This window comes from Cedecea sp. Ae19-4, from assembly GCF_059801165.1.
In genome coordinates, this window is sequence record NZ_JBCHWG010000002.1 from 439,999 (window position 1) to 466,626 (window position 26,628).

21 protein-coding genes, 5 tRNA genes and 2 other RNA genes are annotated in these 26,628 nt (G+C 53.0%); 21 read left to right on the plus strand and 7 right to left on the minus strand.

The features are described from left to right. Position 1: 1 nt before the first annotated feature. Together gppA and rhlB are read right to left on the minus strand one after the other, a co-directional pair. Positions 2–1,486 carry a guanosine-5'-triphosphate,3'-diphosphate diphosphatase gene (gppA, locus tag AAIE02_RS14840; protein ID WP_166995845.1) on the minus strand — a complete coding sequence of 495 codons (1,485 nt, stop codon included), beginning with the start codon at positions 1,484–1,486 and terminating at the stop codon, positions 2–4. A 6-nt stretch (positions 1,487–1,492) separates the two neighbouring features. Then, a complete protein-coding gene (rhlB, locus tag AAIE02_RS14845; protein WP_498532826.1) occupies positions 1,493–2,761 on the minus strand; it encodes an ATP-dependent RNA helicase RhlB in 1,269 nt (422 codons plus the stop codon). 131 nt (positions 2,762–2,892) lie between these two features. Between rhlB and trxA the strand changes: the two genes are divergently transcribed. From trxA to AAIE02_RS14945, 20 genes are all read left to right on the plus strand, one after another. After that, positions 2,893–3,222, plus strand: a complete 330-nt coding sequence (trxA, locus tag AAIE02_RS14850) for a thioredoxin TrxA (RefSeq protein WP_008455560.1) — start codon at positions 2,893–2,895, stop codon at positions 3,220–3,222. A gap of 361 nt (positions 3,223–3,583) precedes the next feature. Continuing rightward, the gene (rho, locus tag AAIE02_RS14855; protein ID WP_008455558.1) at positions 3,584–4,843 is read left to right on the plus strand and encodes a transcription termination factor Rho; all 1,260 of its coding nucleotides are present in this window, start codon (positions 3,584–3,586) and stop codon (positions 4,841–4,843) included. Positions 4,844–5,095: 252 nt separating this feature from the next. Beyond that, a complete protein-coding gene (wecA, locus tag AAIE02_RS14860) occupies positions 5,096–6,184 on the plus strand; it encodes a UDP-N-acetylglucosamine--undecaprenyl-phosphate N-acetylglucosaminephosphotransferase (protein ID WP_166995847.1) in 1,089 nt (362 codons plus the stop codon). 22 nt (positions 6,185–6,206) lie between these two features. Then, positions 6,207–7,253, plus strand: a complete 1,047-nt coding sequence (gene wzzE, locus AAIE02_RS14865) for an ECA polysaccharide chain length modulation protein (protein WP_008455554.1) — start codon at positions 6,207–6,209, stop codon at positions 7,251–7,253. A 62-nt stretch (positions 7,254–7,315) separates the two neighbouring features. Beyond that, positions 7,316–8,446: a non-hydrolyzing UDP-N-acetylglucosamine 2-epimerase gene (gene wecB / locus AAIE02_RS14870; RefSeq protein WP_166879562.1), complete on the plus strand. Its 1,131-nt coding sequence runs from the start codon at positions 7,316–7,318 to the stop codon at positions 8,444–8,446. Then, the gene (gene wecC / locus AAIE02_RS14875; protein WP_336983782.1) at positions 8,443–9,705 is read left to right on the plus strand and encodes a UDP-N-acetyl-D-mannosamine dehydrogenase; all 1,263 of its coding nucleotides are present in this window, start codon (positions 8,443–8,445) and stop codon (positions 9,703–9,705) included. The genes wecB and wecC overlap by 4 nt, the downstream gene beginning before the upstream one ends. Before the next feature lie 6 nt (positions 9,706–9,711). Beyond that, positions 9,712–10,389: a dTDP-4-amino-4,6-dideoxy-D-galactose acyltransferase gene (gene rffC, locus AAIE02_RS14880; RefSeq protein ID WP_336983788.1), complete on the plus strand. Its 678-nt coding sequence runs from the start codon at positions 9,712–9,714 to the stop codon at positions 10,387–10,389. A gap of 4 nt (positions 10,390–10,393) precedes the next feature. Next, on the plus strand, positions 10,394–11,524 hold the full coding sequence (rffA, locus tag AAIE02_RS14885; protein WP_008455546.1) for a dTDP-4-amino-4,6-dideoxygalactose transaminase: 1,131 nt from the start codon (positions 10,394–10,396) through the stop codon (positions 11,522–11,524). Position 11,525: 1 nt separating this feature from the next. Next, positions 11,526–12,776 (plus strand): lipid III flippase WzxE, encoded by a 1,251-nt coding sequence (gene wzxE / locus AAIE02_RS14890; RefSeq protein WP_336983780.1) that lies wholly within the window; start codon positions 11,526–11,528, stop codon positions 12,774–12,776. Continuing rightward, a complete protein-coding gene (locus AAIE02_RS14895) occupies positions 12,773–13,852 on the plus strand; it encodes a TDP-N-acetylfucosamine:lipid II N-acetylfucosaminyltransferase (RefSeq protein ID WP_336983779.1) in 1,080 nt (359 codons plus the stop codon). Before wzxE ends, AAIE02_RS14895 begins: the two co-directional genes overlap by 4 nt. Further along, positions 13,849–15,204 (plus strand): ECA oligosaccharide polymerase, encoded by a 1,356-nt coding sequence (gene wzyE / locus AAIE02_RS14900; protein WP_498532827.1) that lies wholly within the window; start codon positions 13,849–13,851, stop codon positions 15,202–15,204. The genes AAIE02_RS14895 and wzyE overlap by 4 nt, the downstream gene beginning before the upstream one ends. Before the next feature lie 11 nt (positions 15,205–15,215). Next, positions 15,216–15,956, plus strand: a complete 741-nt coding sequence (gene wecG, locus AAIE02_RS14905; protein WP_498532828.1) for a lipopolysaccharide N-acetylmannosaminouronosyltransferase — start codon at positions 15,216–15,218, stop codon at positions 15,954–15,956. Between the two features lie 256 nt (positions 15,957–16,212). Next, positions 16,213–17,598: a bifunctional threonine/serine APC transporter ThrP gene (gene thrP / locus AAIE02_RS14910; protein ID WP_008455535.1), complete on the plus strand. Its 1,386-nt coding sequence runs from the start codon at positions 16,213–16,215 to the stop codon at positions 17,596–17,598. Positions 17,599–17,712: 114 nt separating this feature from the next. After that, positions 17,713–17,789, plus strand: a tRNA-Arg gene (locus AAIE02_RS14915). Between the two features lie 60 nt (positions 17,790–17,849). Beyond that, positions 17,850–17,925: transfer RNA gene (locus tag AAIE02_RS14920), tRNA-His, on the plus strand. Positions 17,926–17,940: 15 nt separating this feature from the next. Next, positions 17,941–18,027 (plus strand) — tRNA-Leu (locus AAIE02_RS14925). Between the two features lie 24 nt (positions 18,028–18,051). Continuing rightward, a tRNA-Pro gene (locus AAIE02_RS14930) sits at positions 18,052–18,128 on the plus strand. Positions 18,129–18,223: 95 nt separating this feature from the next. Then, positions 18,224–18,300: transfer RNA gene (locus AAIE02_RS14935), tRNA-Pro, on the plus strand. A gap of 34 nt (positions 18,301–18,334) precedes the next feature. Continuing rightward, positions 18,335–18,448: non-coding RNA, RtT sRNA (locus tag AAIE02_RS14940), on the plus strand. Positions 18,449–18,482: 34 nt separating this feature from the next. Next, positions 18,483–18,610, plus strand: a non-coding RNA gene (locus tag AAIE02_RS14945) — RtT sRNA. A gap of 525 nt (positions 18,611–19,135) precedes the next feature. Here AAIE02_RS14945 and hemY read toward each other — a convergent pair. The 4 genes from hemY to hemC are packed head-to-tail and all read right to left on the minus strand — an operon-like array spanning position 19,136 to position 23,222. Beyond that, positions 19,136–20,332 (minus strand): protoheme IX biogenesis protein HemY, encoded by a 1,197-nt coding sequence (gene hemY / locus AAIE02_RS14950; RefSeq protein WP_336983777.1) that lies wholly within the window; start codon positions 20,330–20,332, stop codon positions 19,136–19,138. A gap of 2 nt (positions 20,333–20,334) precedes the next feature. Continuing rightward, positions 20,335–21,519, minus strand: coding sequence for a uroporphyrinogen-III C-methyltransferase (gene hemX / locus AAIE02_RS14955; protein ID WP_336983776.1), 1,185 nt, complete (start codon positions 21,517–21,519; stop codon positions 20,335–20,337). 18 nt (positions 21,520–21,537) lie between these two features. Continuing rightward, positions 21,538–22,284, minus strand: a complete 747-nt coding sequence (hemD, locus tag AAIE02_RS14960) for a uroporphyrinogen-III synthase (protein ID WP_166995868.1) — start codon at positions 22,282–22,284, stop codon at positions 21,538–21,540. Further along, on the minus strand, positions 22,281–23,222 hold the full coding sequence (gene hemC, locus AAIE02_RS14965; protein WP_008455526.1) for a hydroxymethylbilane synthase: 942 nt from the start codon (positions 23,220–23,222) through the stop codon (positions 22,281–22,283). Before hemC ends, hemD begins: the two co-directional genes overlap by 4 nt. Before the next feature lie 287 nt (positions 23,223–23,509). Here hemC and cyaA point away from each other — a divergent pair, with 287 nt between their 5' ends. Beyond that, the gene (gene cyaA, locus AAIE02_RS14970; protein ID WP_008455525.1) at positions 23,510–26,059 is read left to right on the plus strand and encodes a class I adenylate cyclase; all 2,550 of its coding nucleotides are present in this window, start codon (positions 23,510–23,512) and stop codon (positions 26,057–26,059) included. On the opposite strand, the gene cyaY is transcribed toward cyaA, so the two are convergent. Next, positions 26,060–26,380, minus strand: coding sequence for an iron donor protein CyaY (cyaY, locus tag AAIE02_RS14975; RefSeq protein WP_008455522.1), 321 nt, complete (start codon positions 26,378–26,380; stop codon positions 26,060–26,062). It lies immediately after the preceding gene. Between the last annotated feature and the right edge of the window lie 248 nt (positions 26,381–26,628).

Below are 26,628 nucleotides of genomic sequence, written 5' to 3' on the forward strand. Positions count from 1 at the left end.
ATTAATTGACGCTGAGCGGCCAGTGAACGTAGCTCTGCCAGAGTTTTTCCTGTTCCAGCAGTTCGGCACCGAGAGGGTGACAGGCAAGCCAGGTGTCGGGCAATGCCAGATGCAGGGTTTCGCCGTCGGCCTGCAGTTTAATCTCGGGCAGGATATCGTCTCTGCGGCGGTTTGCGAAAATAATCGCCAGACGTAAAAGACGGCAGAGTCTTTCCGCCACGCGCGGCGGGACTGCGTTTTGCTGGTGGAGCGAAGAGAGATCGACGGGATTGGTCTGGTTAAGCAGCAGCGTTGCCAGCAATTTTTTCTGCGCGGGCGTGTAGCCCGGCAAATCCAGATTTCTCACCAGATAGGCCGCATGCTGCGGGGCATGTTTAAAATCGATGCTTAAGCCAATTTCATGCAACAGGGCGCTGCTCGCCAGCATCTGCTGACTGAGGGGATCCAGCCCCCACGGCTCTGCGATTTGTGAAGCAAAATTCTGCGCAAGCTGCTCCACGCGAGCCGCCTGGCTGGTATCTACCATAAAACGGCGCTGAACGTTACGTAGCGTTCTCTGGCGAATCTCCTGGTCCACCGCAAGATGCAGCATTCCATAGACCAAACCTTCACGCAGCGCGCCGCCTGCAAGCGTCATGCATTCAATATCAAGCTGTTGGAAGATGGCGATGAGAATGGCCAGGCCGCTTGGGAAAACCAGCGCGCGCTCAAGCGTAAGGCCTTCAATTTCCAACTCTTCCAGCCGGCCGCACTGAATCGCTCGCTGTTTTAGTTGTTGAAGTTTTGCCAGGGTAATGCGTTCATCCATCCCCTGCGCCATCATGATTTCTTGCAGCGCCTGCACGGTTCCAGACGCGCCAACACAAATCTTCCAGCCGTGGCTTTTAAGCTCGGCAATGACCGGGCTGAGCACTTCTGCAGCCGCCGTTTCTGCCGCGGCGAAGTTTTCCTGAGCGAGGTTTCTGTCGCTAAAGAAACGCTCCAGCCATGTGACACAGCCCATTGAGAGGCTGAATAACGAGGTTGTTTGCGCCCCGGTGCCCGTTACCAGCTCGGTACTTGCACCACCGATGTCAACGACCAGGCGGCGATCGTCGCCGCCTGTAGTGTGGGCAACGCCCTGATAAATCAGGCGGGCTTCTTCTTCACCGCGAATAACCTGCACCGGGCAACCCAGGATTTCCTGCGCCTTTTGCAAAAAAACATCGGCATTAACGGCGAGACGCAGCGTGGCCGTAGCCACGACGCGAATTTGATTCTGAGGGATATCCTGGAGTCGTTCGGCAAATAAGCGCAGGCATTGCCAGCCACGCTCCATGGCCTCCGGGGAGAGAACGCACTCGCTGTTGAGGCCAGCAGCGAGGCGAACTTTTCGCTTAATGCGGGTCAGGGTTTGTATGCTTCCTGCCACCTCACGCACAACCAACATATGAAAACTGTTAGAACCCAGATCAATTGCTGCATAGAGTGAGGCGGTACTTAGCATAGATTTTTAACCTGCGCGACGACGATTACCACGAGGAGCGCCACCGCGGCGTGGACCGTTGCCAGGGCGGCTACGGGTCAGACGTTTTGGCGGTGGGAACTCATTTAACAGTGCTTCAGCGTTATATTTGCTTACCGGAATGGCGTGGCCAATATAGGTTTCAATCGCCGACAGGTTCAGCGCGTAGTCTTCACATGCCAGGCTGATGGAATGACCGCTTGCTCCGGCACGACCGGTACGGCCGATGCGGTGAACGTAATCTTCACAGTCGTCCGGCAGATCGTAGTTAAATACGTGCGTCACAGCAGGGATGTGCAGACCGCGAGCTGCCACGTCTGTTGCGACCAGAATATCCAGATCGCCACGAGTAAACTCTTCCAGAATACGCAGGCGTTTTTTCTGCGCGACATCGCCGGTTAGCAAACCAACTCGGTGACCATCGGCAGCCAGATGGCCCCAGATATCTTCACAGCGATGTTTAGTGTTAGCGAAGATGATGGCACGGTCCGGCCATTCTTCTTCGAGTAGCGTTTGCAGCAGACGCATTTTCTCTTCGTTAGAAGGATAGAAAAGCTCTTCTTTAATGCGGTGGCCGGTTCTCTGCTCGGGCTCAACTTCCACATATTCCGCGTTGTTCATCTGCTCGAAAGCCAGTTCACGTACGCGGTAGGAAAGTGTGGCTGAGAACAGCATATTCAGGCGCTGGGTGACCGGCGGCATGCGGCGGAACAGCCAACGAATATCTTTAATAAAGCCGAGATCGTACATGCGATCCGCTTCATCCAGGACGACAACCTGAATCGCGCCCAGGTTAATGTGATTTTGTTTAGCGTAGTCAATCAGTCGGCCGGTGGTGCCGATCAAAATATCGACGCCGCTTTCCAGCACTTTCAGCTGTTTGTCATAGCCGTCGCCGCCATAGGCAAGGCCAAGCTTCAGGCCAGTCGCCTGAGCTAACGGTTCCGCATCAGAGTGAATCTGTACCGCTAACTCGCGGGTTGGCGCCATAATCAAGGCGCGCGGTTGATTCACCTGACGGTTCTCTGGATCCGGGTGAGAAAGTAAATAGTGGAACGTGGACGTCAGAAACGCCATCGTTTTGCCTGTACCGGTTTGCGCCTGCCCTGCAACGTCACGATTCGCCAGAGTCAGCGGAAGTGCCAGTGCCTGAATTGGGGTGCAGTTATGGAACCCTTTATTTTCAAGGGCTTCAATCACCTTAGGGTGCAGGGCGAAGTCGGAAAACTTCTTTTCGGTCAAATGTGTTTTGCTCATAGTGTGGTAGAATATCAGTTTACTATTGCTTTACGAAAGCACATCCGTTGAAATAAACCGGGTGAAATAAAGTCACCCCAAGTTGGTTAATGCTACACCAACAAGGTAGACATAATCCTGTGGAGTTGAACATGAGCGATAAAATTATTCACCTGACTGACGGCAGTTTCGACACGGACGTGCTTCAAGCTGAAGGGTTGATTCTGGTTGATTTCTGGGCAGAGTGGTGTGGTCCATGCAAAATGATCGCCCCGATTCTCGACGAGATCGCTGATGAATATCAGGGCAAAATCACCGTAGCTAAGCTGAACATCGACCAGAACCCGGGCACGGCACCGAAGTACGGCATCCGCGGTATCCCAACCCTGTTGCTGTTCAAAAATGGCGAAGTCGCTGCGACCAAAGTGGGTGCGCTGTCTAAAGGCCAGTTAAAAGAGTTCCTCGACGCCAATCTGGCATAATGGAATCTCAGCCGGTGCGTGCCGCACTTGCATTTTTTTGCGAGCTGCTGGACGCCCGGCGTCACACATGCTAAGTTACCTATGACTTCGCTTTAAACTTGCCCTTAAGTTTGAATCTTTGTATTACCTTAATGCTTCCCGTTCGCTGTCAAATCAACTCTCTTTTACAGCAATCACAACGGACGCATAACCGAATTCGGGCTTATCACCCATTCCGTCTCGTCGTTTCAGTTCTGCGTTTTTCCTATGACCAGGCAGCGATCAGACATGTGTGGTAGCCATTAAACAGGCATGGATGACCCTGCCATACCATTCACGAAACTAAGTTCGAGATTTACCCCGAGTTTAAGAACCCACCATTATGAATCTTACCGAATTAAAGAATACGCCGGTTTCTGAGCTGATTACTCTCGGCGAAAATATGGGGCTGGAAAACCAAGCCCGCATGCGCAAGCAGGACATCATTTTCTCCATCCTGAAGCAACACGCTAAGAGTGGCGAAGATATCTTTGGTGACGGTGTGCTGGAGATACTGCAGGATGGATTTGGTTTCCTCCGTTCCGCAGACAGCTCCTACCTCGCCGGTCCCGACGACATCTACGTTTCTCCCAGCCAAATCCGCCGTTTCAACCTCCGCACAGGGGATACCATCTCCGGTAAGATTCGTCCGCCAAAAGAAGGCGAACGCTACTTTGCGCTGCTGAAGGTTAACGAAGTTAACTACGATAAGCCGGAAAACGCCCGTAGCAAGATTCTGTTCGAAAACTTAACGCCTCTGCATGCAAACTCTCGTCTGCGTATGGAGCGTGGTAACGGTTCTACCGAAGACTTAACCGCACGTGTACTGGATCTGGCTTCGCCAATTGGTCGTGGCCAGCGTGGTCTGATCGTGGCACCGCCAAAAGCCGGTAAAACCATGCTGCTGCAGAACATCGCGCAGAGCATTGCCTATAACCACCCAGACTGTGTACTGATGGTGCTGCTGATCGACGAACGTCCAGAAGAAGTCACCGAGATGCAGCGTCTGGTTAAAGGTGAAGTTGTTGCTTCTACCTTTGATGAGCCGGCTTCTCGCCACGTTCAGGTTGCCGAAATGGTTATCGAGAAGGCGAAACGTCTGGTTGAACATAAGAAAGACGTTATCATTTTGCTCGATTCCATCACGCGTCTGGCTCGTGCCTACAACACCGTTGTTCCGGCATCGGGCAAAGTCCTGACAGGTGGTGTGGATGCGAACGCCCTGCATCGTCCAAAACGCTTCTTCGGTGCTGCACGTAATGTGGAAGAGGGCGGTAGCCTGACTATTATCGCCACCGCGCTTATCGATACCGGCTCTAAAATGGATGAAGTCATCTACGAAGAGTTTAAAGGCACCGGTAACATGGAACTGCATCTGTCCCGTAAGATCGCTGAAAAACGCGTCTTCCCGGCCATCGATTACAACCGTTCCGGTACGCGTAAAGAAGAGCTGCTTACCACGCAGGAAGAGCTGCAGAAAATGTGGATTCTCCGCAAAATCATTCATCCAATGGGTGAAATTGATGCCATGGAATTCCTCATCAATAAGCTGGCGATGACCAAAACAAACGATGACTTCTTCGACATGATGAAGCGCTCGTAAGCAACAAAAACTCGGGGAACGCCACGCTTAGTCGTGGCGTTTTTCGTTTCTGCTCTATACGATATGTACGCGGCTAATTCCTATAGCCAGCTTTATGATGGCAGTGGATACTGCGTCATCATCTTTGATTATTTTGTTTGCCTGTATTATTTGCTGCAGCTTCAGGGAGGAATTTGTGACTAATACCTGTCTTGCAGGGAGATTTAAATATGTTGTTGCGTCTGGTCTTCCATTTTTCCGAGAGCCTGCACTGTGAATCTACTCACCGCTGGAACTGACCTGATCCTCATTTTTTTATTCACTACTGCATTCCTTTTTTGTGCGCGCAAAGCTGCCCGCCGCGTTGGCCTGGTTGATAAACCCAATTTCCGTAAACGCCATCAGGGGACGGTCCCGCTGGTGGGCGGTATTTCCGTATTTGCCGGCGTTTGCTTTACTTTTTTGATCGGCAATTATTATATCCCGCATCTTTGGCTATACCTGTTATGTGCCGGCACGCTGGTACTGGTAGGTGCCCTGGACGATCGTTACGACATTAGCGTGAAAATTCGTGCTGCGGTGCAGGCAATTATTGCGATTGTCATGATGGTCATCGGCAATCTTTACCTTGGTAGCCTCGGCTATATTTTAGGCCCCTGGGAATTGGTGCTGGGGCCTTTTGGTTACTTCCTGACGCTGTTTGCGGTTTGGGCGGCAATCAACGCTTTCAACATGGTGGATGGCATTGATGGGTTGTTGGGGGGACTCTCTTCGGTTTCTTTTGCGGCCATGGGCATCATCCTTCTGCTGGATGGTCAGCACAGCCTGGCGATGTGGTGTTTCGCGATGATCGTTGCCATTTTGCCTTATATCATTTTGAACCTTGGCCTGTTGGGGCGGCGCTATAAAGTTTTTATGGGCGATGCCGGCAGTACGCTGCTCGGTTTTACGATTATCTGGATCCTGCTGGAAACCACCCAGGGTAAAACACATCCTATCAGCCCGGTCACCGCGTTATGGATTATCGCGATTCCGCTGATGGACATGATTGCGATTATGTATCGACGGTTGCGCAAAGGTATGAGCCCGTTCTCCGCGGATCGGCAGCATATTCATCATTTGATCATGCGGGCGGGATTTACCTCAAGGCAGGCTTTTGTGCTGATTACCCTGGCCGCAGCGCTGCTTGCTGGTATCGGCGTTGCCGGTGAATATGTGCACTTTGTTCCAGAATGGCTGATGTTGGCATTGTTCTTGCTAGCATTTGTGCTATACGATTTTTGTATTAAACGAGCCTGGAAAGTCGCTCGTTTTATCAGGCGCCATAAACGTCGCACTCGAAGAAACAACGTAAACATTTAGTCTGACTTGAATTGGGGAAGCGATGAAAGAGCATATGCCAGGTAATTACCCGGTGGTAGAGAACGAGCTGGATATCCGCGGCCTGTTCCGTACGCTGTGGCAGGGCAAATTCTGGATTATCGGAATTGCCTTTGTGTTTGCCCTTATTGCGCTGATTTACACCTTTTTAGCGAAACAAGAGTGGAGTGCAACGGCTATCACTGATCGTCCAACGGTCAATATGCTGGGGGGCTACTATTCTCAGCAACAGTTTCTGCGCAACCTCGATGTGAAAGCGAATATGGCGACGGCGGATCAGCCTTCGGTCATGGACGAAGCCTATAAAGAATTCGTTGTGCAGCTTTCTGCATATGATACCCGTAGGGATTTCTGGCTACAGACGGATTACTACAAGCAGCGTCAGGTCGGTAACAGTAAAGCGGATGCCGCGCTATTGGATGAGATTGTCGACAATATCCAGTACACCCCTGGTGACAGCGCGCGCAATATTAACGACAGCGTCAAACTGGTGGCTGAAACCGCTGCAGATGCCAACAATCTTTTACGGCAATACGTTGCTTTTGCAAGCCAGCGCGCGGCTAGCCACCTGAACGAAGAGTTGACCGGGGCCTGGGCGGCCCGTACCGTTCAGATGAAAGCGCAGGTTAAACGGCAGGAGGCTGTCGCGCACTCTATCTACGATCGCAAAGTAAAAAGCATTGAGCAGGCGTTGAAAATCGCTCAACAGCAAAATATCACCCGCAGCGAAACGAATGTTCCCGCAGAAGAACTTCCGGATTCAGAAATGTTCATGCTGGGCCGCCCTATGTTGCAGGCACGCCTGGAAAGCCTTCAGGCCGTGGGCCCTGATTTTGATATCGATTACGATCAAAACCGGGCGATGCTGAACACGCTGAATGTCGGACCAACCGTCGATACTCGTTTCCAAAACTATCGCTATTTACGCACGCCAGAAGAGCCAGTTAAGCGTGACAGCCCTCGTCGTGCATTCCTGCTGATTATGTGGGGTGCGGTTGGGGCACTGGTTGGTGCTGGAGTAGCTTTAGCTCGCCGTCCAAAGACCGCGTAGGCCCTTTATCTTGTGGAGGAGCGATGGAATGCCTCCACTTTATTCAACATAAGAGAATCACCGTGAAAGTATTAACCGTTTTTGGCACGCGCCCGGAAGCTATTAAAATGGCGCCGTTGGTGGATGCGTTGGCAAAAGACGCGTTTTTTGACGCGAAAGTATGTGTAACGGCACAGCATCGTGAGATGTTGGATCAGGTATTACATCTCTTTTCCATTACGCCAGACTATGACTTAAACATTATGAAACCGGGGCAGGGCTTGACGGAAATTACCTGCCGAATTCTGGAAGGGCTGAAGCCTATTTTGGAATCCTTTAAGCCGGACGTTGTTTTGGTTCATGGCGATACAACCACGACCGTTGCTGCAAGCCTTGCTGCCTTCTACCAGCGGATCCCTGTTGGACACGTTGAGGCGGGGTTACGTACCGGTGACCTTTACTCCCCGTGGCCGGAGGAAGCAAACCGTACATTAACTGGACATCTTGCTTCCTGGCATTTTGCACCGACGGAAAACTCGCGTCAGAACCTGCTGAAAGAAAATATCAGCGAACAAAAAATCTTCGTGACTGGCAATAGCGTTATTGATGCCTTGCTCTCAGTGCGAGATCGCGTCCTGACTCAGGAATCTGTACGCCAGGAAATAGAGGCGAAACATCCCTTCCTCGATGCCGGAAAAAAAATGATTCTGGTCACCGGACACCGTCGGGAAAGTTTCGGCGAAGGGTTTGAGCGTATCTGCCACGCGTTGGCAAAAATTGCCGCACAAAACAGCGATGTGCAAATCGTATATCCGGTTCATATGAATCCAAACGTCAGTGAGCCGGTAAGACGAATTTTGGGGCACGTTGATAACGTTGTTTTGATTGAGCCTCAGGAGTATCTGCCGTTTGTTTATCTCATGGATCGCGCCTGGCTTATTTTGACCGATTCCGGCGGGATTCAGGAAGAGGCACCCTCTCTTGGGAAGCCAGTGTTAGTCATGCGTGAAACCACTGAGCGTCCTGAAGCTGTTGCCGCCGGCACTGTGCGGCTGGTGGGGACTGATGAAGAGCGAATTGTGGCAGAGGTCACTCGACTGCTCAGCGATGAGCAAGAATACCAGGCGATGAGCCGTGCCCATAACCCTTACGGGGATGGAGAAGCCTGCCGCCGTATTTTGAATGCCTTAAAACAACATCAGGTGAGATCATGAGTTTTGCCACCATCTCTGTTATTGGCCTTGGTTACATAGGCCTGCCTACCGCTGCCGCGTTTGCCTCCAGCAAGCGAAAAGTCATCGGCGTGGACATTAACCAGCGGGCGGTGGACACCATTAATCGAGGTGAAATTCACATCGTTGAGCCTGATTTAGACAAAGTGGTGAAATCTGCCGTTGAGGGCGGATACCTGAGCGCTACCGTGCAGCCCGTCGAGGCCGATGCTTATCTGATTGCTGTGCCGACCCCTTTTAAGGGCGATCATGAACCCGACATGGTTTATGTGAAAGCGGCTGCAGAATCCATTGCGCCCGTACTTAAGAAAGGGGGGCTTGTCGTGCTGGAATCAACCTCTCCCGTTGGCGCGACGGAGCAAATGGCGGAATGGCTGGCTGCCCTGCGTCCAGATTTGAGCTTCCCTCAACAGGTAGGGGAGCTTGCGGATATCAATATCGCCTATTGCCCGGAACGCGTTTTACCGGGGCAGGTGATGGTTGAGCTTATCAAAAACGATCGCGTCGTTGGCGGTATGACGCCGGTATGTTCTGCCCGTGCAAGCGAGTTGTATAACATTTTCCTTAAAGGCGAATGTATTATCACCAACTCTCGCACAGCCGAAATGTGTAAACTGACGGAAAACAGCTTCCGCGATGTTAATATTGCTTTTGCTAACGAACTCTCGCTGATTTGTGCCGATCAGGGGATTAACGTCTGGGAACTTATCCGCCTGGCCAATCGCCATCCTCGCGTGAATGTGCTGCAGCCTGGGCCCGGCGTTGGCGGGCACTGTATTGCGGTCGATCCATGGTTTATCGTTTCGCAAAATCCGGAGCAGGCTCGTCTTATCCGCACCGCACGTGAAGTGAACGACGGCAAGCCGTTCTGGGTCATTAATCAGGTTAAAGCTGCGATAGCCGATTGCCTGGCTGAAACAGGCCGCCGCGCCAGCGAATTAACCATCGCCTGCTTCGGTCTTGCTTTCAAACCCAACATCGACGATTTACGTGAAAGTCCGGCAATGGAAATTGCCGAGATACTGGCCGAATGGCACAGCGGTAAAACGCTGGTGGTGGAACCCAATATCCACGAGTTACCAGGGAAGCTTGTCGGCCACTGTGAATTAACTTCGGCAGAGGTCGCGCTTGCACAGGCTGACGTGCTGGTGATGCTGGTTGATCATAAAGAATTTAAAGCTGTTCCTGCTGATAAGGTGCATCAGCCGTGGATTGTCGACACCAAAGGCGTCTGGCGGTAACGGATGATGAATCCAATTCACGGCACCCTGGCTCCTCTGGACTGGGAAAATCGTTTCTTTGACGTAAACAGCTGCGCGGTTCGCTTCTCTGAGGAAGCCCCTGCGCTGCAGGAAGATCAGTTAAATACCTGGTCGCGCGTCCAGGCAAAAATTCCCTCTCATCGTACCGACTGGCTGGATGGTCTGCAGCAGCTTGGCTTCCAGCTTGTCGAAGGTGAAGTGGATTTGGCCCTTTCTGTTGGCACGCAAAATGCAAATATTCCCGTCGATATCGCCCAGCCGAATGACATCCCTTCGCTTCGCCAGGCGGCTTCTCAGGTATTCACGCAAAGCCGCTTTCGTACGCCTTGGTATAAGGCCGGGGACAGCGGCCGTTTCTATGCGCAATGGATTGAAAACGCCGTCCTTGGCACGTTCGATCACCAGTGCCTGTTGCGGCAGAACGGCGATGAGCCCCAGGGCTTTGTGACGTTACGGCAGTTAAATGATGTCGAGGCCAGAATTGGCCTGCTTGCTGGACGAGGATTGGGCGAGGAACTGATGGCTGCTGCGCAAGACTGGTGTCGTCAGCGTGGTTTGCAAACCCTGCGGGTGGCAACTCAGGTGAGTAATACCCCCGCGCTGCGTCGCTACATTAAAAGCGGTGCCACCATAGAAAGCACCGCCTTCTGGTTATACAGGTGAAAAAATGATCCCATTTAACGCTCCGCCGGTCGTTGGTACTGAACTTGAATACATGCAGGCTGCTATGGGCAGCGGCAAACTGTGCGGAGACGGGGGATTTACTCGCCGCTGCCAGCAATGGATGGAGCAACGTTTTGGCAGCAAGAAAGTGCTGCTGACGCCGTCTTGTACAGCTTCGCTGGAGATGGCCGCTATCCTGCTGGATATCAAGCCTGGCGATGAAGTGATCATGCCGAGCTACACCTTTGTTTCGACGGCTAATGCCTTTGTGCTTCGAGGGGCCGTCATCGTCTTTGTGGACGTGCGCCCTGATACCATGAACATCGACGAAACAAAAATTGAAGCGGCAATTACTGAAAAAACGCGAGCTATCGTGCCGGTCCATTACGCAGGAGTGGCCTGTGAAATGGATACCATTATGGCCATCGCCAAAAAACATAACCTGTTTGTGGTGGAAGATGCCGCTCAGGGTGTGATGTCGACTTATAAAGGCCGCGCGCTGGGTGCAATTGGCCACATCGGGTGTTTCAGTTTTCATGAGACGAAAAACTATACCGCGGGCGGGGAAGGTGGCGCGACGCTCATTAACGACCCTGCTTTAATCGAGCGGGCAGAAATCATTCGTGAGAAAGGCACCAACCGCAGTCAGTTCTTCCGCGGTCAGGTGGATAAATACACCTGGCGTGATATTGGCTCAAGCTACCTAATGGCCGATCTGCAGGCGGCTTATCTTTGGGCGCAGCTTGAAGCGGCAGAACAGATTAACCAGCAGCGTCTGAAGCTGTGGCAAACCTATCACGACGCTCTTTTGCCGTTAGCAAAAGCCGGGCGTATCGAACTTCCGACTATTCCTCAAAATTGCGTGCAGAATGCCCATATGTTCTACATCAAGCTGCGCGATATTGAAGACCGCAGCGCGCTGATTTCCTACCTGAAAGAAGCGGAGATCCTGGCGGTGTTCCACTACATTCCGCTGCATACTTGCCCGGCCGGTGAGAAATTTGGTCGATTCCACGGGGAAGATCGCTTCACCACTCGTGAAAGTGAGCGTTTGCTTCGCCTGCCGCTTTTCTATAACTTGCCGCCAGTGAACCAACGCACCGTCATCAATACGCTGCAAAGCTACTTCGCCTGAGATGTCGTTAGCTAAAGCGTCACTGTGGACCGCCGGGTCCACGCTGGTAAAAATTGGTGCCGGTTTGCTGGTGGTCAAAATGCTGGCCGTTGCCTTTGGCCCTTCTGGGGTGGGGTTGGCCGGTAATTTTCGTCAGATGGTAACCGTGCTCGGCGTGCTTGCTGGTGCGGGTATTTTTAACGGTGTCACCAAATACGTTGCTGAACATCATGACAATCCGGAGCAGTTAAAGCGGGTACTTGGCACCTCCTCGGCGATGGTGTTGGGTTTTTCGTCGCTGCTGGCCGTGATTTTCGTTCTGGCCGCGGGACCGATAAGCCTTGGATTGTTTGGTCATGCGGACTACCAGAACCTGGTGCGTCTGGTGGCACTGGTCCAGATGGGCATTGCCTGGGCAAACCTGTCGCTGGCCATTATGAAGGGGTTTCGCGATGCGGCGGGTAACGCACTTGCGTTAATTGCAGGCAGCGTTATTGGCGTGCTGGCTTATTATGCTTGCTATCGCTTCGGCGGTTACCAGGGGGCGCTGTTAGGTCTCGCGTTGGTCCCCGCTCTGGTCGTCGTTCCTGCGGTGCTTATGCTGGTCAGGCGCGAACATGTTCCGCTGGGCTATTTGAGACCGAGCTGGGATAAGCTGCTGGCCAGCCATCTTGGCAAGTTTACGCTCATGGCGCTGATCACCTCAGTCACGCTTCCCGTGGCCTACGTGATGATGCGAAACCTGCTGGCGGAACATTACAGTTGGGACGAAGTCGGTATCTGGCAAGGGGTAAGCAGTATTTCAGATGCTTATCTGCAGTTTATTACGGCATCTTTTAGCGTTTACCTGTTGCCAACGCTTGCTCGTCTGAAAGAAAAAAGCGCCATCACGCGTGAAATTGTGCGCTCGCTAAAGTTTGTTCTGCCCGCCGTGGCAGCCGCAAGCCTGACAGTCTGGCTGCTGCGTGATTTCGCCATCTGGCTACTGTTTTCGCCAAAATTTATCGCCATGCGTGATTTGTTTGCCTGGCAGCTGGTGGGGGATGTGCTGAAGGTAGGCGCCTATGTGTTTGGCTATTTGGTTATCGCGAAGGCGTCACTGCGCTTTTATATTTTGACTGAAATCAGTCAGTTTATGCTGTTAACCGGCTTTTCGCGTTGGTTAATACCTGCTCATGGTGCGTTGGGCGCGGCTCAGGCTTATATGGCGACCTATATTGTTTATTTTGCGCTCTGCTGTGGCGTATTTCTTATTTATCGTAGACGAGCATGACAACACTGATTCACGTATTGGGATCTGATATCCCGCATCATAATCAGACGGTATTACGTTTTTTTAACGACGTTCTGGCCGCCACGACGCCTCATGCACGAGAATTTATCGTGGTTTCAGAGGATCGCTCTTTGTTGTCCGCTTTTCCGGCGCTGTCGATCTCTCTATGCCCTTCAAAGCAGGCTATTGCCGCAGAAATTGTGGCAAAAGCTCGAGCTAACCGACAGCAGCGTTTCTTTTTTCACGGGCAGTTTAACGGCAGTCTTTGGATTGCCTTGCTAACCGGGGGACTAAAGCCGGAGCAGGTGAACTGGCATATCTGGGGAGCCGATCTTTATGAGGTTTCACGCAGCATCAAATTTCGGCTTTTTTACCAGTTACGCCGTTTTGCCCAAGGCCTAGTTGGGCGCGTTTACGCCACGCGTGGGGATTTAAGCTATTTTCACCAGCGGCACCCACAGGTGCCTGGCGAGCTGCTGTATTTCCCAACGCGTATGGATCCTGGCCTCAATACAATGGCTGTTGATCGGCAACACAGCGGGAAGCTGACGTTACTCGTGGGCAACTCTGGTGACCGCAGCAACCAGCATGTTGATGTACTGAAGGCTATTCATCAGCAATTTGGCGACACGGTGCGCATTGTTGTGCCGATGGGATACCCGACAAATAACGAAGCTTATATTGCAGAAGTAAAGCAGGCTGGCAGCGGTTTATTTAGCCCGGAAAATTTTGACGTGCTGACGGAAAAAATCGAATTCAATGATTACCTCACTCTGCTGCGTCAGTGCGATCTCGGCTATTTTATCTTTGCACGCCAGCAGGGCATCGGCACGCTTTGCTTACTGATTCAGGCCGGGATCCCCTGCGTGCTGAACCGGAAAAATCCTTTCTGGCAAGACATGGTTGAGCAGCATATTCCGGTGCTCTTTACCGAGGATATCCTGGATGAGGCGACGGTGCGGGAAGCTCAGCGCCAGCTACGCTTACTGGATAAACAAAGCATCGCTTTCTTTAACCCTAACTATATCGATGGGTGGCATCGCGCGCTTAGCACCGCGGCTGGAGAGCAAAAATGAGTCTGACGCAATTTGGCGGGTTATTTGTTGTCTGGTTCCTGTCGGTCGGGTTTATCGGATTGTTGACGTATCAAGAGTTTCGCCGCGTGCGCTTTAACTTCAACGTCTTCTTTTCACTGCTTTACCTGTTGACCTTTTTCTTCGGCTTTCCGTTTACCTGTACCCTGGTGTTTCGTTTTGGGGTATCGGTGGTGCCCGCGGACGTGCTGTTGCAGGCTCAGCTCGCGGCGGCCTGTTTCTATGGCATTTACTATGTGACCTATAAAACGCGGCTTAGGGCGAAGGCAGGGCACATGGAGCGGCGTCCGCTATTTACCATGAATCGCGTTGAGACGAACCTGACGTGGCTGATGCTGGTGTTAGTGGCTTTGATCAGCGTCGGCATCTTCTTTGCCCATAACGGCTTCCTGTTGTTTAAGCTGCATTCTTACAGCCAAATTTTCTCCAGTGAAGTGTCAGGCGTAGCGCTTAAGCGCTTCTTCTATTTCTTTATACCAGCCATGCTGGTGGTGTACTTCCTGCGTCAGGACAGCCGGGCCTGGATCTTCTTCCTGGTCAGTACTGTGGGTTTCGGCCTGTTAACGTACATGATTGTCGGCGGGACGCGTGCCAACATCATCATCGCCTTCGCCATCTTCTTGTTTATCGGCATTATTCGCGGGTGGATCTCCCTCTGGATGCTGGCGGCGGCGGGTGTGCTAGGGATCGTCGGGATGTTCTGGCTGGCGCTTAAGCGCTACGGCCTGAACGTCAGCGGTGACGAAGCGTTTTATACCTTCCTTTATTTGACCCGAGATACGTTCTCTCCGTGGGAGAATCTGGGTCTCTTGCTGCAAAATTACGACAAGATTGAATTCCAGGGGCTCGCACCTATTATTCGGGATTTCTACGTATTTATCCCCAGTTGGGTCTGGCCAGATCGTCCTGGCACGGTGCTGAATACCGCGAACTATTTCACCTGGCAGGTACTGAACAACCATTCGGGACTGGCCATTTCCCCAACGCTGATAGGCTCGCTGGTGGTGATGGGCGGCGTGTGGTTTATCCCACTCGGGGCAGTTGTCGTCGGCTTGATTATCAAATGGTTTGACTGGCTGTATGAGCTGGCGAACAGAGAAAGTAATCGCTACAAAGCGGCAATAATCTATGCGTTCTGCTTCGGGGCGATTTTCAATATGATCGTTCTGGCTCGTGAGGGGCTGGACTCTTTTGTTTCACGCGTGGTGTTCTTCCTGGTCATTTTTGGCGCCTGCCTTGTCGTGACAAAATTACTTTATTGGCTATTTGAAAGCGCGGGGCTTATTCATCAGCGCTTGCGCCGCGTGTCCGCAGTCGACGCGCAAAATGCATGACAAGGATATTCATGAACAACTCTACTGAAGCCCCTTTTTATACTCTTCGTGGTCTTGACCTGTTGGGATGGCGAGATATGCAGCATGCGCTGGATTATCTCTATGCGGGGGGGCGATTGCGCCAGGGGACGTTAGTGGCGATTAATGCTGAAAAAGTGCTGACGGCAGAAGACGATGAGCAAGCTCGCGGCCTGATTGCGGCAGCGGAATACAAATACGCCGACGGCATCAGCGTCGTTCGCTCCATCCGGAAAAAATACCCTGAAGCTGTGGTTAATCGCGTAGCGGGGGCCGATCTGTGGGAAGCCTTGATGGTACGGGCGGGTCAGGAAGGGACCCCGGTATTTTTGGTGGGTGGCCAGCCCGACGTTCTTGCGCAGACCGAAGCTAAGCTCAGACAGCTTTGGCAGGTCAATATTGTCGGCAGCCAGGACGGTTATTTTACCGATGCGCAGCGGCCAGCCTTGTTTGAGCGCATTCGTGACAGTGGGGCTGAGCTTGTTACCGTCGCGATGGGCTCGCCACGTCAGGAGATCCTGATGCAGGCGTGTCGGAAGGTCCATCCCCATGCGCTTTATATGGGTGTGGGTGGAACATATGACGTATTTACCGGACGAGTAAAGCGGGCGCCTAAAGTCTGGCAAAACTTAGGTCTGGAATGGCTATACCGCCTGCTTTCACAGCCGACCCGCATTAAACGGCAACTCAGGCTGCTACGCTATCAGCGCTGGCATCTGACCGGTAAGCTTTAAACCTTTCAACGCGCTCATCCGGGCGCGTTTTGCTTTCCCTGCATGATTTTCAACCAGACTTATTCCAGTTTGTTACGCAGTTATTTGTAATTTTGTAAAAAATACGGAACCATTGCGCCCACTCGATGCAGTGCCGTAGTGATGTTGCGCCAGCAAATCTCTTGCCGACGCTGCATGGCCTGTTATTGACCCTGGCAACAACCAAACACAATAACCGGTAAAAACCGGAGTAAAGCAAACACAATACAGAGGATTTATGGCAGAGAAAAAAGCAGAGCTGCAGCGCGGGCTGGAAGCTCGACACATCGAACTTATCGCCCTGGGAGGGACCATTGGTGTTGGCCTGTTTATGGGCGCCGCCAGTACCCTCAAATGGGCCGGACCGTCGGTACTGCTGGCGTACATTATTGCGGGCCTGTTCGTGTTCTTTATTATGCGTTCAATGGGAGAAATGTTGTTCCTTGAACCCGTAGCCGGGTCGTTTGCCGTCTATGCGCACCGCTATATGAGCCCCTTTTTCGGCTATCTGACGGCCTGGTCTTACTGGTTTATGTGGATGGCGGTTGGCATCTCCGAAATTACAGCGATTGGTGTCTACGTCCAATACTGGTTCCCGGATCTTCCTCAGTGGCTGCCCGCCATTTTTGCCGTAGGGCTTGTGGCGCTGGCAAACCTTGCGGCAGTGCGCCTTTACGGGGAAATCGAGTTCTGGTTTGCAATGATTAAAGTGACAACCATCATCGTGATGATTGTCGTTGGCCTGGGCGTTATCTTTTTCGGTTTTGGAAATCATGGTCAGGCGACTGGCTTTAGCAACCTTACAGAGCACGGCGGCTTCTTTGCTGGCGGCTGGAAAGGATTCCTGACCGCGTTGTGTATTGTTGTGGCTTCCTATCAGGGCGTGGAGTTAATTGGTATTACCGCCGGCGAAGCTAAGAACCCGCAGGTCACCTTACGCAGTGCCGTAGGGAAAGTGCTGTGGCGTATTCTGATTTTCTATGTGGGCGCGATTTTCGTTATCGTCACTATTTTCCCATGGAACCAAATCGGCACTACAGGTAGCCCGTTTGTACTGACCTTCGCGAAAATAGGCATCACCGCGGCGGCAGGGATTATTAACTTTGTTGTTTTGACGGCGGCATTGTCTGGCTGTAACAGCGGTATGTACAGCTGTGGGCGTATGCTGTATGCCCTGGCGAAAAACCGCCAGCTCCCGGCCAAAATGGCGAAAGTTTCCCGTAGCGGCGTACCTGTCGTTGGGGTAGCTGTTTCTATCGGTATTCTGCTGCTCGGTTCTTGTCTGAATTACATCATTCCAAATCCGCAGCGCGTTTTCGTTTATGTCTACAGCGCCAGCGTATTACCGGGCATGGTGCCGTGGTTTGTGATCCTGATTAGCCAGATTCGCTTCCGTAAGGCGCACCGGGAAGCCATTGCCAGCCACCCGTTCCGATCTATTTTATTCCCGTGGGCTAACTACCTGACCATGGCGTTCCTGGCGTGTGTGCTTGTGGGGATGGGCTTGAATGAAGATACGCGAATGTCGCTGACGGTCGGCGTTGTTTTCCTGGCTGCGGTGACGTTGGTTTATAAGGTGTTTGGCCTGAATAAGCATGCCGTTAGTGAAAAACTGAACGGATAAGCATCAGGATGCACAAAGCATAACCAAACGCGCAGTTTTGCGAGTATTTTATTGAAATAAGCACTAGACAGCTGAGCACGAAGCCCGTATTATCCGACCCCGCAACGGCGCTACGCGCCCGTAGCTCAGCTGGATAGAGCGCTGCCCTCCGGAGGCAGAGGTCTCAGGTTCGAATCCTGTCGGGCGCACCATTTATTATAATGGCGCTAGAGCTGCGGTGGTATCATGTACCGCGTGAAAGTTTTACAGTGGTGGCTATAGCTCAGTTGGTAGAGCCCTGGATTGTGATTCCAGTTGTCGTGGGTTCGAGTCCCATTAGCCACCCCATTAATTTAGATGTATGCGAAGGTGGCGGAATTGGTAGACGCGCTAGCTTCAGGTGTTAGTGTTCTTACGGACGTGAGGGTTCAAGTCCCTCTCTTCGCACCACACCTAAATTAATAAGCAGTATTTCGGCGAGTAGCGCAGCTTGGTAGCGCAACTGGTTTGGGACCAGTGGGTCGGAGGTTCGAATCCTCTCTCGCCGACCAAATTTTAAAAGCCCTTCTGAAGAAGGGTTTTTTCTTTCAGCCCGGAGCCCTAATAAGCTTTTGATGTGTTGAAAGCAGCAGTAAAAGCAGTATTTCGGCGAGTAGCGCAGCTTGGTAGCGCAACTGGTTTGGGACCAGTGGGTCGGAGGTTCGAATCCTCTCTCGCCGACCACTTTAGAAAAGGCCAGCTTTCGAGCTGGCCTTTTTGCATCTGAAACTTACAGAGGATGAGAACCTTCGAAGGAGGTTTGAGCCGAGCGCAGCGAGACAACGTTGCTTCAGCAACGGCCCTTAGGGGAATAATCCTCTCTCGCCGACCACTTTAGAAAAGGCCAGCTTTCGAGCTGGCCTTTTTGCATTTGAAGCTTACAGAGGATGAGAACCTTCGAAGGAGGTTTGAGCCGAGCGTAGCGAGGCAACGTTGCTTCAGCAGCGGCCCGCAGGGGATGTCTCCCCTCGCAAATTCCCGCGGTCGCAAACCCACCCTTGTCATTCTGCCGCTGAAATTGTCGCCTGGGTGCGACAATCGAGTGATTTTGTGTCTTCAAATGGAGACATTTAATCTCATGTTTTTATTTGGTTTTTTTATTTAAGCCACAGTTTGTCTCCTGGAGGAGACAATTCATTTCTGCCGGTGCAGGCCGGCGGGAAAGCCCGGGGGAGAAAGCTTTGCGGTGCTAATACTATGAAAATACTAATTTTGGTAGTTGAGTCCGTTTCTGCATGCAAACCTGGCATGTATTGTGCAATAATACCTGCGTAGATGCTCATTCCACTTCTTATGTTTGCTTCGGCTTCATAAACCAAGGAATGACGCAGAGCCGATTACGGTGCTTATCGTCCACCGACAGATGTCGCCCCCACGGGGTCTCATCGAACACCCTGGACATAACGTTGAGTGAAGCACCACTTAGTTGTCAAACAGACCTGTTTTAACACCTGCCCTGTGGCAGGTGTTTTTTTTTGCGTGGGAAAAAGAAAAGGGCGGTAGAGCTCCGCCCTGATGATCAGCTGTTAGAGGGAGTTTGCAGCGTGAGCAACAGACCGTCACGACGCATGAGGGCGGCTTCTTCAGGCTTATGTAATTTGTCTAGAGAGTCTGCCAGCCAGGCGTAATCGTAGGCATCCGGGCGCTGTTTAATGGCCTCACGGAATGCATCACATGCCTGCTGCCATTCACCGTGTTTCATCAGCAGCTGGCCAAGCGTACTCTGCAGTAAAGGGCGATCGCCTTGCGTTTTGATCTGCTGGCGCAATGCTTTCTCTAACTGCTCTGGGTTACCTGACTTCAGACGCGGCATCAGCAATACCAGACGATCGTCATACTGGCGCTTCAGCCCGTCAAGGATGATCTCCTGGGCGGCGTCGTGATCATCGCACTCAATAAGATGCTCTGCCATGGCGACCTGCAGCGTGGTCTGGTGGCGCGTTTTACGGCTTTGATTACGCCACCAGGTTTTGAGGCCTTCGTTACCCTGTCCGGCCATCGCCTGATCCATAAGGCCGATCCACGCCTGCTGTTGCAGCGCATCGCGGTGGGCTTCATCCCCAATCTGCACTTTTTCCATGGCCGGCAGAATATCCAGCAGGGAACTCCATGCGCCGGTTCGCAGGTAAGCTTGCTCGGCCAGGCGAAGTACTTCAGGATGGCGCGGCGCAATTTCCAGAAGCTTATCAATGCCGTGGCGTGCGGCGTGGTTTTCATTGCGGGCAAGCTGCAGGCGAACGCGAGTGATTTCGACCGGGAGCTGATCGCTATCCGCCAGTTCGGCGGCACGCTCTAAATGCTGGTTTGCACGAATTTCATCCCCGCGTTGCTGGGCGGCTTCGGCAGCCAGCAAGTAATTAACCACCGGCTGTTCGGCGTGATCGGCATTCTTACTCATCAGCTTCTCAACCTGCTGATAATCGCCTTCGGCCAGTTTCAACAATGCGGCTTTGGTCTGTTTGCGGGCGCGGCTGCGTTTGCGGCCCAGGAACCACCCACGGGTACGGGCACCGGTACGGAAAATGCGGCGCAATACCCATTCGATGGCGAACAACACCAGCATGGTCAGGATCAGAATAATGACTAATCCGGTCACGCTGGTTTCAATGTTGTAGTTATCGGTCTGAATTAAAACATAGCCCTGATGGCCTGCCAGCATTGGGCCCAGCACGATGCCCGCAATCAGCAGCAGGAAGAGCAATAAGACTTTAATCATATTTATTCCCCCTGACTTACGGCAGGTGCCGGCTGAGCGGGGGCCGCTTCTGGCTGCGCATCATTGGCCGCAGGACTTGCCGGCTGAGCAAGCAAATTGCGAACCCGAGTCTGCATCAGCTTTTCAAGCAGGGCCTGGCTTTGCAGCGTTTGCGGAATATCCATATGAATACTTTGCTGGCTCAGGCCATCAAGCTCTTCAAGGAACGCTTTGGTGGCGGAATCATTGGTGTCGTAGTAGGCGCGAACCCACGTTGAAACGTTATCCAGCGCCTGCTTGTAAGTGTCTTCCTGATGGCGTGGCACCGCCTGCGCGGCGACTAGCAGGCGGGAGCGGATGTTTTCGCGCAGGTAGATATCCTGATTCGGCGCCAGGAGCGGAACCGCGGTTTCATCGCGGCGGCGGATAGTAATAAAGCTATCCATAAAGCTGTGCCAGCTTTTCACCAGATTTTGGCGCCATTCGGTAATCGTACCTGACAACTCGCTGCTGTCAGAATCCATCGGGGAATCATCGCTGTCGTTGTCGGCCAGACGCAAATTATCCAGGCCATTAGAGAGTTGATTGAGCTTGAGGATAATCCCGTCGTAGTCGACCTGTGTTACCGTAGACAGCGTAGAAATATCGTCTGTCAGTGCTCGGCGAGCGGTGATCAAACTTGGATCGTTCATATCTGCCAGGCTGGCGTCAGCGCTTTTCAATAGCGCAGCGGCCGTGGTGACATCCTGATCGCTCCACAGCTTGCGGCCGGCCAGTTTCACAAGGAAATCGGCCTGTGCCAGCAGCCAGGTTTTGGAATCGCTACCGGAAATAGTCGCGACTTTTTGCTGCACTTCGTCCAGATGACGTGCCAGCGCTGCCTGCTGTTTGCTGGCGTCGCTAAGTGCGGTCGTCTGCTGTTTTAGCGCCGCTTCAAATTCACTTTTTTGTTCTTCTTGCTGTTTTTGCAGGGCAATCAGCTGATTTGCCAGCGCATCGCTGGTGGCCGTCTGAGTGGACGCCTGATGCTTACCATAGCTATAAAGTCCGCCACCTAATGCCAGGGCAATGGCAATCGCGATGGCCCCCAGCGCAATACCGGCAATGCCGGAACGATTTTTCTTCGTCACGGGCTCGGCGTGTGATGGCGTCTCCGCCGCGGGTGTGGTTTCCTCAACTATGGCGGAGGAAGTATTTTGTTCCGTCATTGTGGCGTCCTGTTATTGTTAGGTGTGTTGTAACGCGCGAAGCAGCGCGTCATTGTCCGCATTCGCGGCGACCCGAATATTCTGCCAACCCAATGTCCTGGCAAGACTTGCCAAACGCTCGCTGACAACAAGTAACTCACAGCGAAGTAACCAGTTCTCGCGATACCAGTCAGGCGTAAGCGTATAAAGCTGCTGTAGCATTTCGCCGCTGGTCACGACCAGCGTTGAGATCCCCCGGGCGTGCCAACGGTGGGCTTCTTCTGTTCCATCGTAAATAATAGCGCTTCGCTGATAGCATTCGCAGAAGCTGACTTCTGCACCTCGCGCTTCCAGCGTTTCTCCCAACAGTTCACGCCCGCCATTACCACGTAAAATCAATGCGCGCTTACCAGCAACATTTTGTAATTCCGGTAATTGTAGCAAGATTTCGCTGGTTTCCCGATCTTGTGGGTAACGAATAGGAATATGGCTGACGGTATGGAAAGCCAGCGCTGTCGTTCTGCCGATGGCGAACCAACTGAGATTGCCCGGCCACGGGATGCCGTTACGGCGCAAAAGTGGGGCGGCATAGTCAATGACGTGCTGTGAGAGGACAAAGACCAGATCGCCTGGTGCGAGCGCCGCAAGCTGGGCCGGAAGCAGCGATAGTTGCCGGCCGGGCGAGAACTCGATAAGCGGGAAGCTGTAAGCCACCTGCCCGAGTGTGCGCAGTCGGCTCACTAACTCTTCCCCGGCTGGGGAGGGGCGGGTGACGAGGATCGTCATGCGGGAGCGTCTCCATCATAAACGTCGGCGAGGATTTCCCTTGCGCCGTTATTCAACAGCTCTTCAGCCAGTGAAACACCCATGGCCACGGCATCTTCTGGCTTACCTCGACGTTCACCACGAACCATAATGGAACCGTCCGGCGCGCCAACTAATGCGCGCAGCCAAAGCTCGTTATCTTTCAGCTCTGCATAGCTGCCGATCGGCACCTGACAGCCACCTTCAAGGCGCATATTCATCGCACGTTCGGCGCTCACGCGAACGGCGGTTTCATGGTGATTCAACGGTGCGAGCAGTGCTTTGGTGCGTTCATCGTCCAGGCGACATTCGATGCCGACGGCGCCCTGGCCGACTGCGGGTAAAGACACTTCCGGCGGTAAGGCGTAGCGAATGCGATCCTGCATCTCAAGGCGGTTTAGCCCGGCAACGGCAAGAATAATGGCATCGTATTCGCCTTTATCCAGTTTACCAAGGCGGGTGCCAAGATTGCCGCGCAGGGAACGAATCACCAGATCTGGACGCTGCTCGGCTATCTGACACTGACGGCGCAGGCTTGAGGTGCCCACAATGCTGCCGGCAGGCAACTCATCCAGCGTTTGATAATGATTGGAAACAAAAGCGTCGCGGGGATCGTCGCGCTCGCAGATGGTGACCAGCCCCAGACCTTCAGGGAATGCCACCGGCACATCTTTCAGGGAATGGACGGCGATGTCCGCGCGCCCGTCCAGCATTGCCAGCTCCAGCTCTTTAACGAACAGCCCTTTGCCGCCGACTTTGGCAAGCGGTGTATCCAGCAGGACGTCGCCACGGGTGACCATTGGCACCAGTTCAACGGTGAGTTGCGGGTGAAAAGCTTCAAGACGTTGCTTAACATAATGTGCTTGCCAGAGTGCAAGGGGACTTTGGCGAGTGGCAATTCTGAGTATATTGTCTAACATGCTTGTTACCGTAATTATCGTCCACTGACCATCCTACCACTCTTAGCGGAAGGCTGTCAGGTTCGGCGGTTTTTCCGGCAACAGAGGGACGTGATTCGTATTATGGAAGAAACAGCCTGTGGCCAGGGCATCTACCACTTTGGTAGCGCATCTTTCTTTACGGTCAACAGGCAAGGTGTTAAATTGATCACGTTTCCAGCAATTGCTGTCCCGATCGTTTATAATAATGGGGACAACAACCAGGAAACGGGTTTTTTCGTAATACTGAAACCATCAGGCGATACGTCTTGTACCTCTATATTGAGACACTTAAACAGAGACTGGATGCCATCAACCAACTGCGCGTAGATCGTGCGCTTGCTGCTATGGGGCCTGCCTTCCAACAGGTCTACAGTCTACTGCCAACGTTATTACATTATCATCACCCGCTGATGCCGGGTTACCTTGACGGTAACGTTCCCCGCGGCATTTGCCTCTACACGCCTGATGAAACCCAACGCCACTACCTGGACGAACTCGAACTGCAGCGCGGTATGCCGCCTCAGGAGACGCCAGCGGGCGAACTGCCGATCACCGGCCTCTATTCTATGGGCAGCACCTCCTCCGTGGGGCAGAGCTGCTCTTCTGACCTTGATATCTGGGTTTGCCACCAGGCCTGGCTCGATAACGACGAGCGCCAACTGCTGCAGCGCAAATGTAGCCTGCTGGAAAGCTGGGCGGCCTCCCTTGGCGTTGAGGTCAGTTTCTTCCTGATTGATGAAAACCGCTTCCGCCACAACGAAAGCGGCAGCCTGGGCGGCGAAGACTGCGGTTCTACCCAGCATATCTTGCTGCTGGACGAATTTTACCGTACTGCGGTACGTCTGGCCGGGAAGCGCATTCTGTGGAACATGGTGCCGGGCGATGAAGAAGAGCATTACGACGATTACGTGATGAGCCTCTATGCGCAGGGTGTCCTGACGCCGAACGAGTGGCTAGATCTCGGTGGATTAAGTTCACTGTCTGCTGAAGAGTACTTTGGCGCCAGCCTGTGGCAGCTCTATAAAAGCATCGACTCGCCGTATAAAGCCGTGCTGAAAACGCTGCTGCTGGAGGCGTACTCCTGGGAATATCCGAACACGCGCCTGCTGGCAAAAGACATTAAACAGCGCCTGCACGACGGCGAAATTGTCTCCTTTGGCCTCGATCCGTACTGCATGATGCTGGAACGCGTCACCGAGTACCTGACGCAAATCGAAGATCATGCGCGTCTGGACCTGGTTCGCCGCTGTTTCTATCTGAAAGTTTGCGAAAAACTTTCACGTGAGCGTGCCTGTGTTGGCTGGCGCCGCGAAGTCCTTAGTCAACTGGTGAAGAGCTGGGGCTGGGACGAAGCGCGTCTGGCGATGCTGGACAACCGTGCAAACTGGAAAATCGACCAGGTCCGCGAGGCGCACAACGAACTGCTCGACGCGATGATGCAAAGCTACCGCAATCTGATCCGCTTTGCGCGCCGCAACAATCTGAGTGTGTCCGCCAGTCCGCAGGACATCGGCGTGTTAACGCGTAAGCTGTACGCTGCGTTTGAAGCGCTGCCGGGCAAAGTCACGCTGGTAAACCCGCAGATTTCCCCCGATCTGTCTGAACCGAACCTGACCTTTATCCATGTGCCGCTTGGCCGTGCGAACCGCTCTGGCTGGTATCTCTACAACCGTGCGCCGAACATGGACTCTATCGTCAGCCATCAACCGCTGGAATATAACCGTTATCTTAATAAGCTGGTGGCGTGGGCCTACTTTAACGGCCTGCTGACCTCGCGTACCCGCCTGTTTATTAAGGGCAACGGTATTTGTGATTTACCGAAGCTGCAGGAGATGGTGGCGGATGTCTCCCATCACTTCCCGCTGCGGCTCCCGGCACCGACGCCAAAAGCGTTGTATAGCCCGTGCGAGATTCGCCATCTGGCGATTATCGTCAACCTTGAATATGACCCGACGGCCGCCTTCCGCAATCAGGTTGTGCATTTCGATTTCCGTAAGCTGGATGTGTTCAGCTTCGGCGAGCAGCAGCAGTGCCTGATTGGCAGCGTTGACCTGCTGTATCGCAACTCGTGGAACGAAGTGCGTACCCTGCACTTTAACGGCGAGCAGGCGATGATCGAGGCATTGAAAACCATTCTTGGGAAAATGCACCAGGACGCCGCACCGCCGGATAGCGTGGAAGTCTTCTGCTACAGCCAGCACCTGCGTGGCCTGATCCGCACTCGCGTACAGCAGTTGGTGTCTGAATGCATCGAGTTCCGCCTTTCCAGCACGCGCCAGGAGCCGGGCCGCTTTAAAGCGCTGCGCGTCTCCGGGCAGACATGGGGCCTGTTCTTCGAGCGTTTGAATGTCTCGGTACAAAAACTGGAAAACGCCGTTGAGTTTTATGGTGCCATCTCGCACAACAAGCTGCATGGCCTGTCGGTGCAGGTTGGCACTAACCAGGTACAGTTGCCGGCGGTCGTGGATGGCTTTGCCAGTGAAGGGATTATTCAGTTCTTCTTTGAAGAAGCCAGTGAAGACCAGGGCTTCAACATCTATATCCTGGATGAAAGCAACCGGGCGGAAGTTTATCATCATTGCGAAGGCAGCAAAGAAGAGCTGGTGCGCGACGTGAGCCGCTTCTACTCCTCGTCCCACGATCGTTTTACCTACGGCTCAAGCTTCATCAACTTCAACCTGCCGCAGTTCTATCAGATTGTGAAAACGGATGGGCGGGTGCAGGTCATTCCGTTCCGCACCCAGTCACTCACAACAGCCGCGCCGGTTAATCAGGACGACAACTCAGCGCCGCTGCTGCAGCAGTACCAGCCGTAATCAGCGGAAGCTAACCGCTTCACCTGCCTGCTGCGTGCTCGCTTCTTCCAGCAACTGCCAAAACTCTGCGCCGCTACGATCGCATATCCATTCGTCACCTTTCAGGTTGAAATGGTAGCCGCCGCTTTTGGTGGCCAGCCACACCTGATGCAAAGGTTCCTGGCGGTTGATAATGATTTTGCTGCCGTTTTCAAAGCTGATGGTCAGCACGCCACCGTTGATCTCACAATCAATATCGCTATCGCCGTCCCAGTCGTCCAGGCGCTCTTCAATCGTGCGCCACAGGTTATCGGCTAAAAGGTGAAATTCGCTGTCGTTCATGTCTGCTTCCTGTTGGGATTTCAGGGCAGTATAAGAGCATCGCCGGTAATTAGAAACTGCGGCTCAGGGATCATTCAGGGCCGTAATACTCATCCGTTTTATCTGTGCCACCTTTTGAAAGACAACCTGCGTCAGCGATGAGAAGGGGCCAGGTAGCAGCGATTATTTTCTTGCCCGATTTACTGCCAGGTGATTTTCAGCGGTCTGGGTGATGAAGAGTATTGCTTTTCAGGGTTCACCTGCGATGA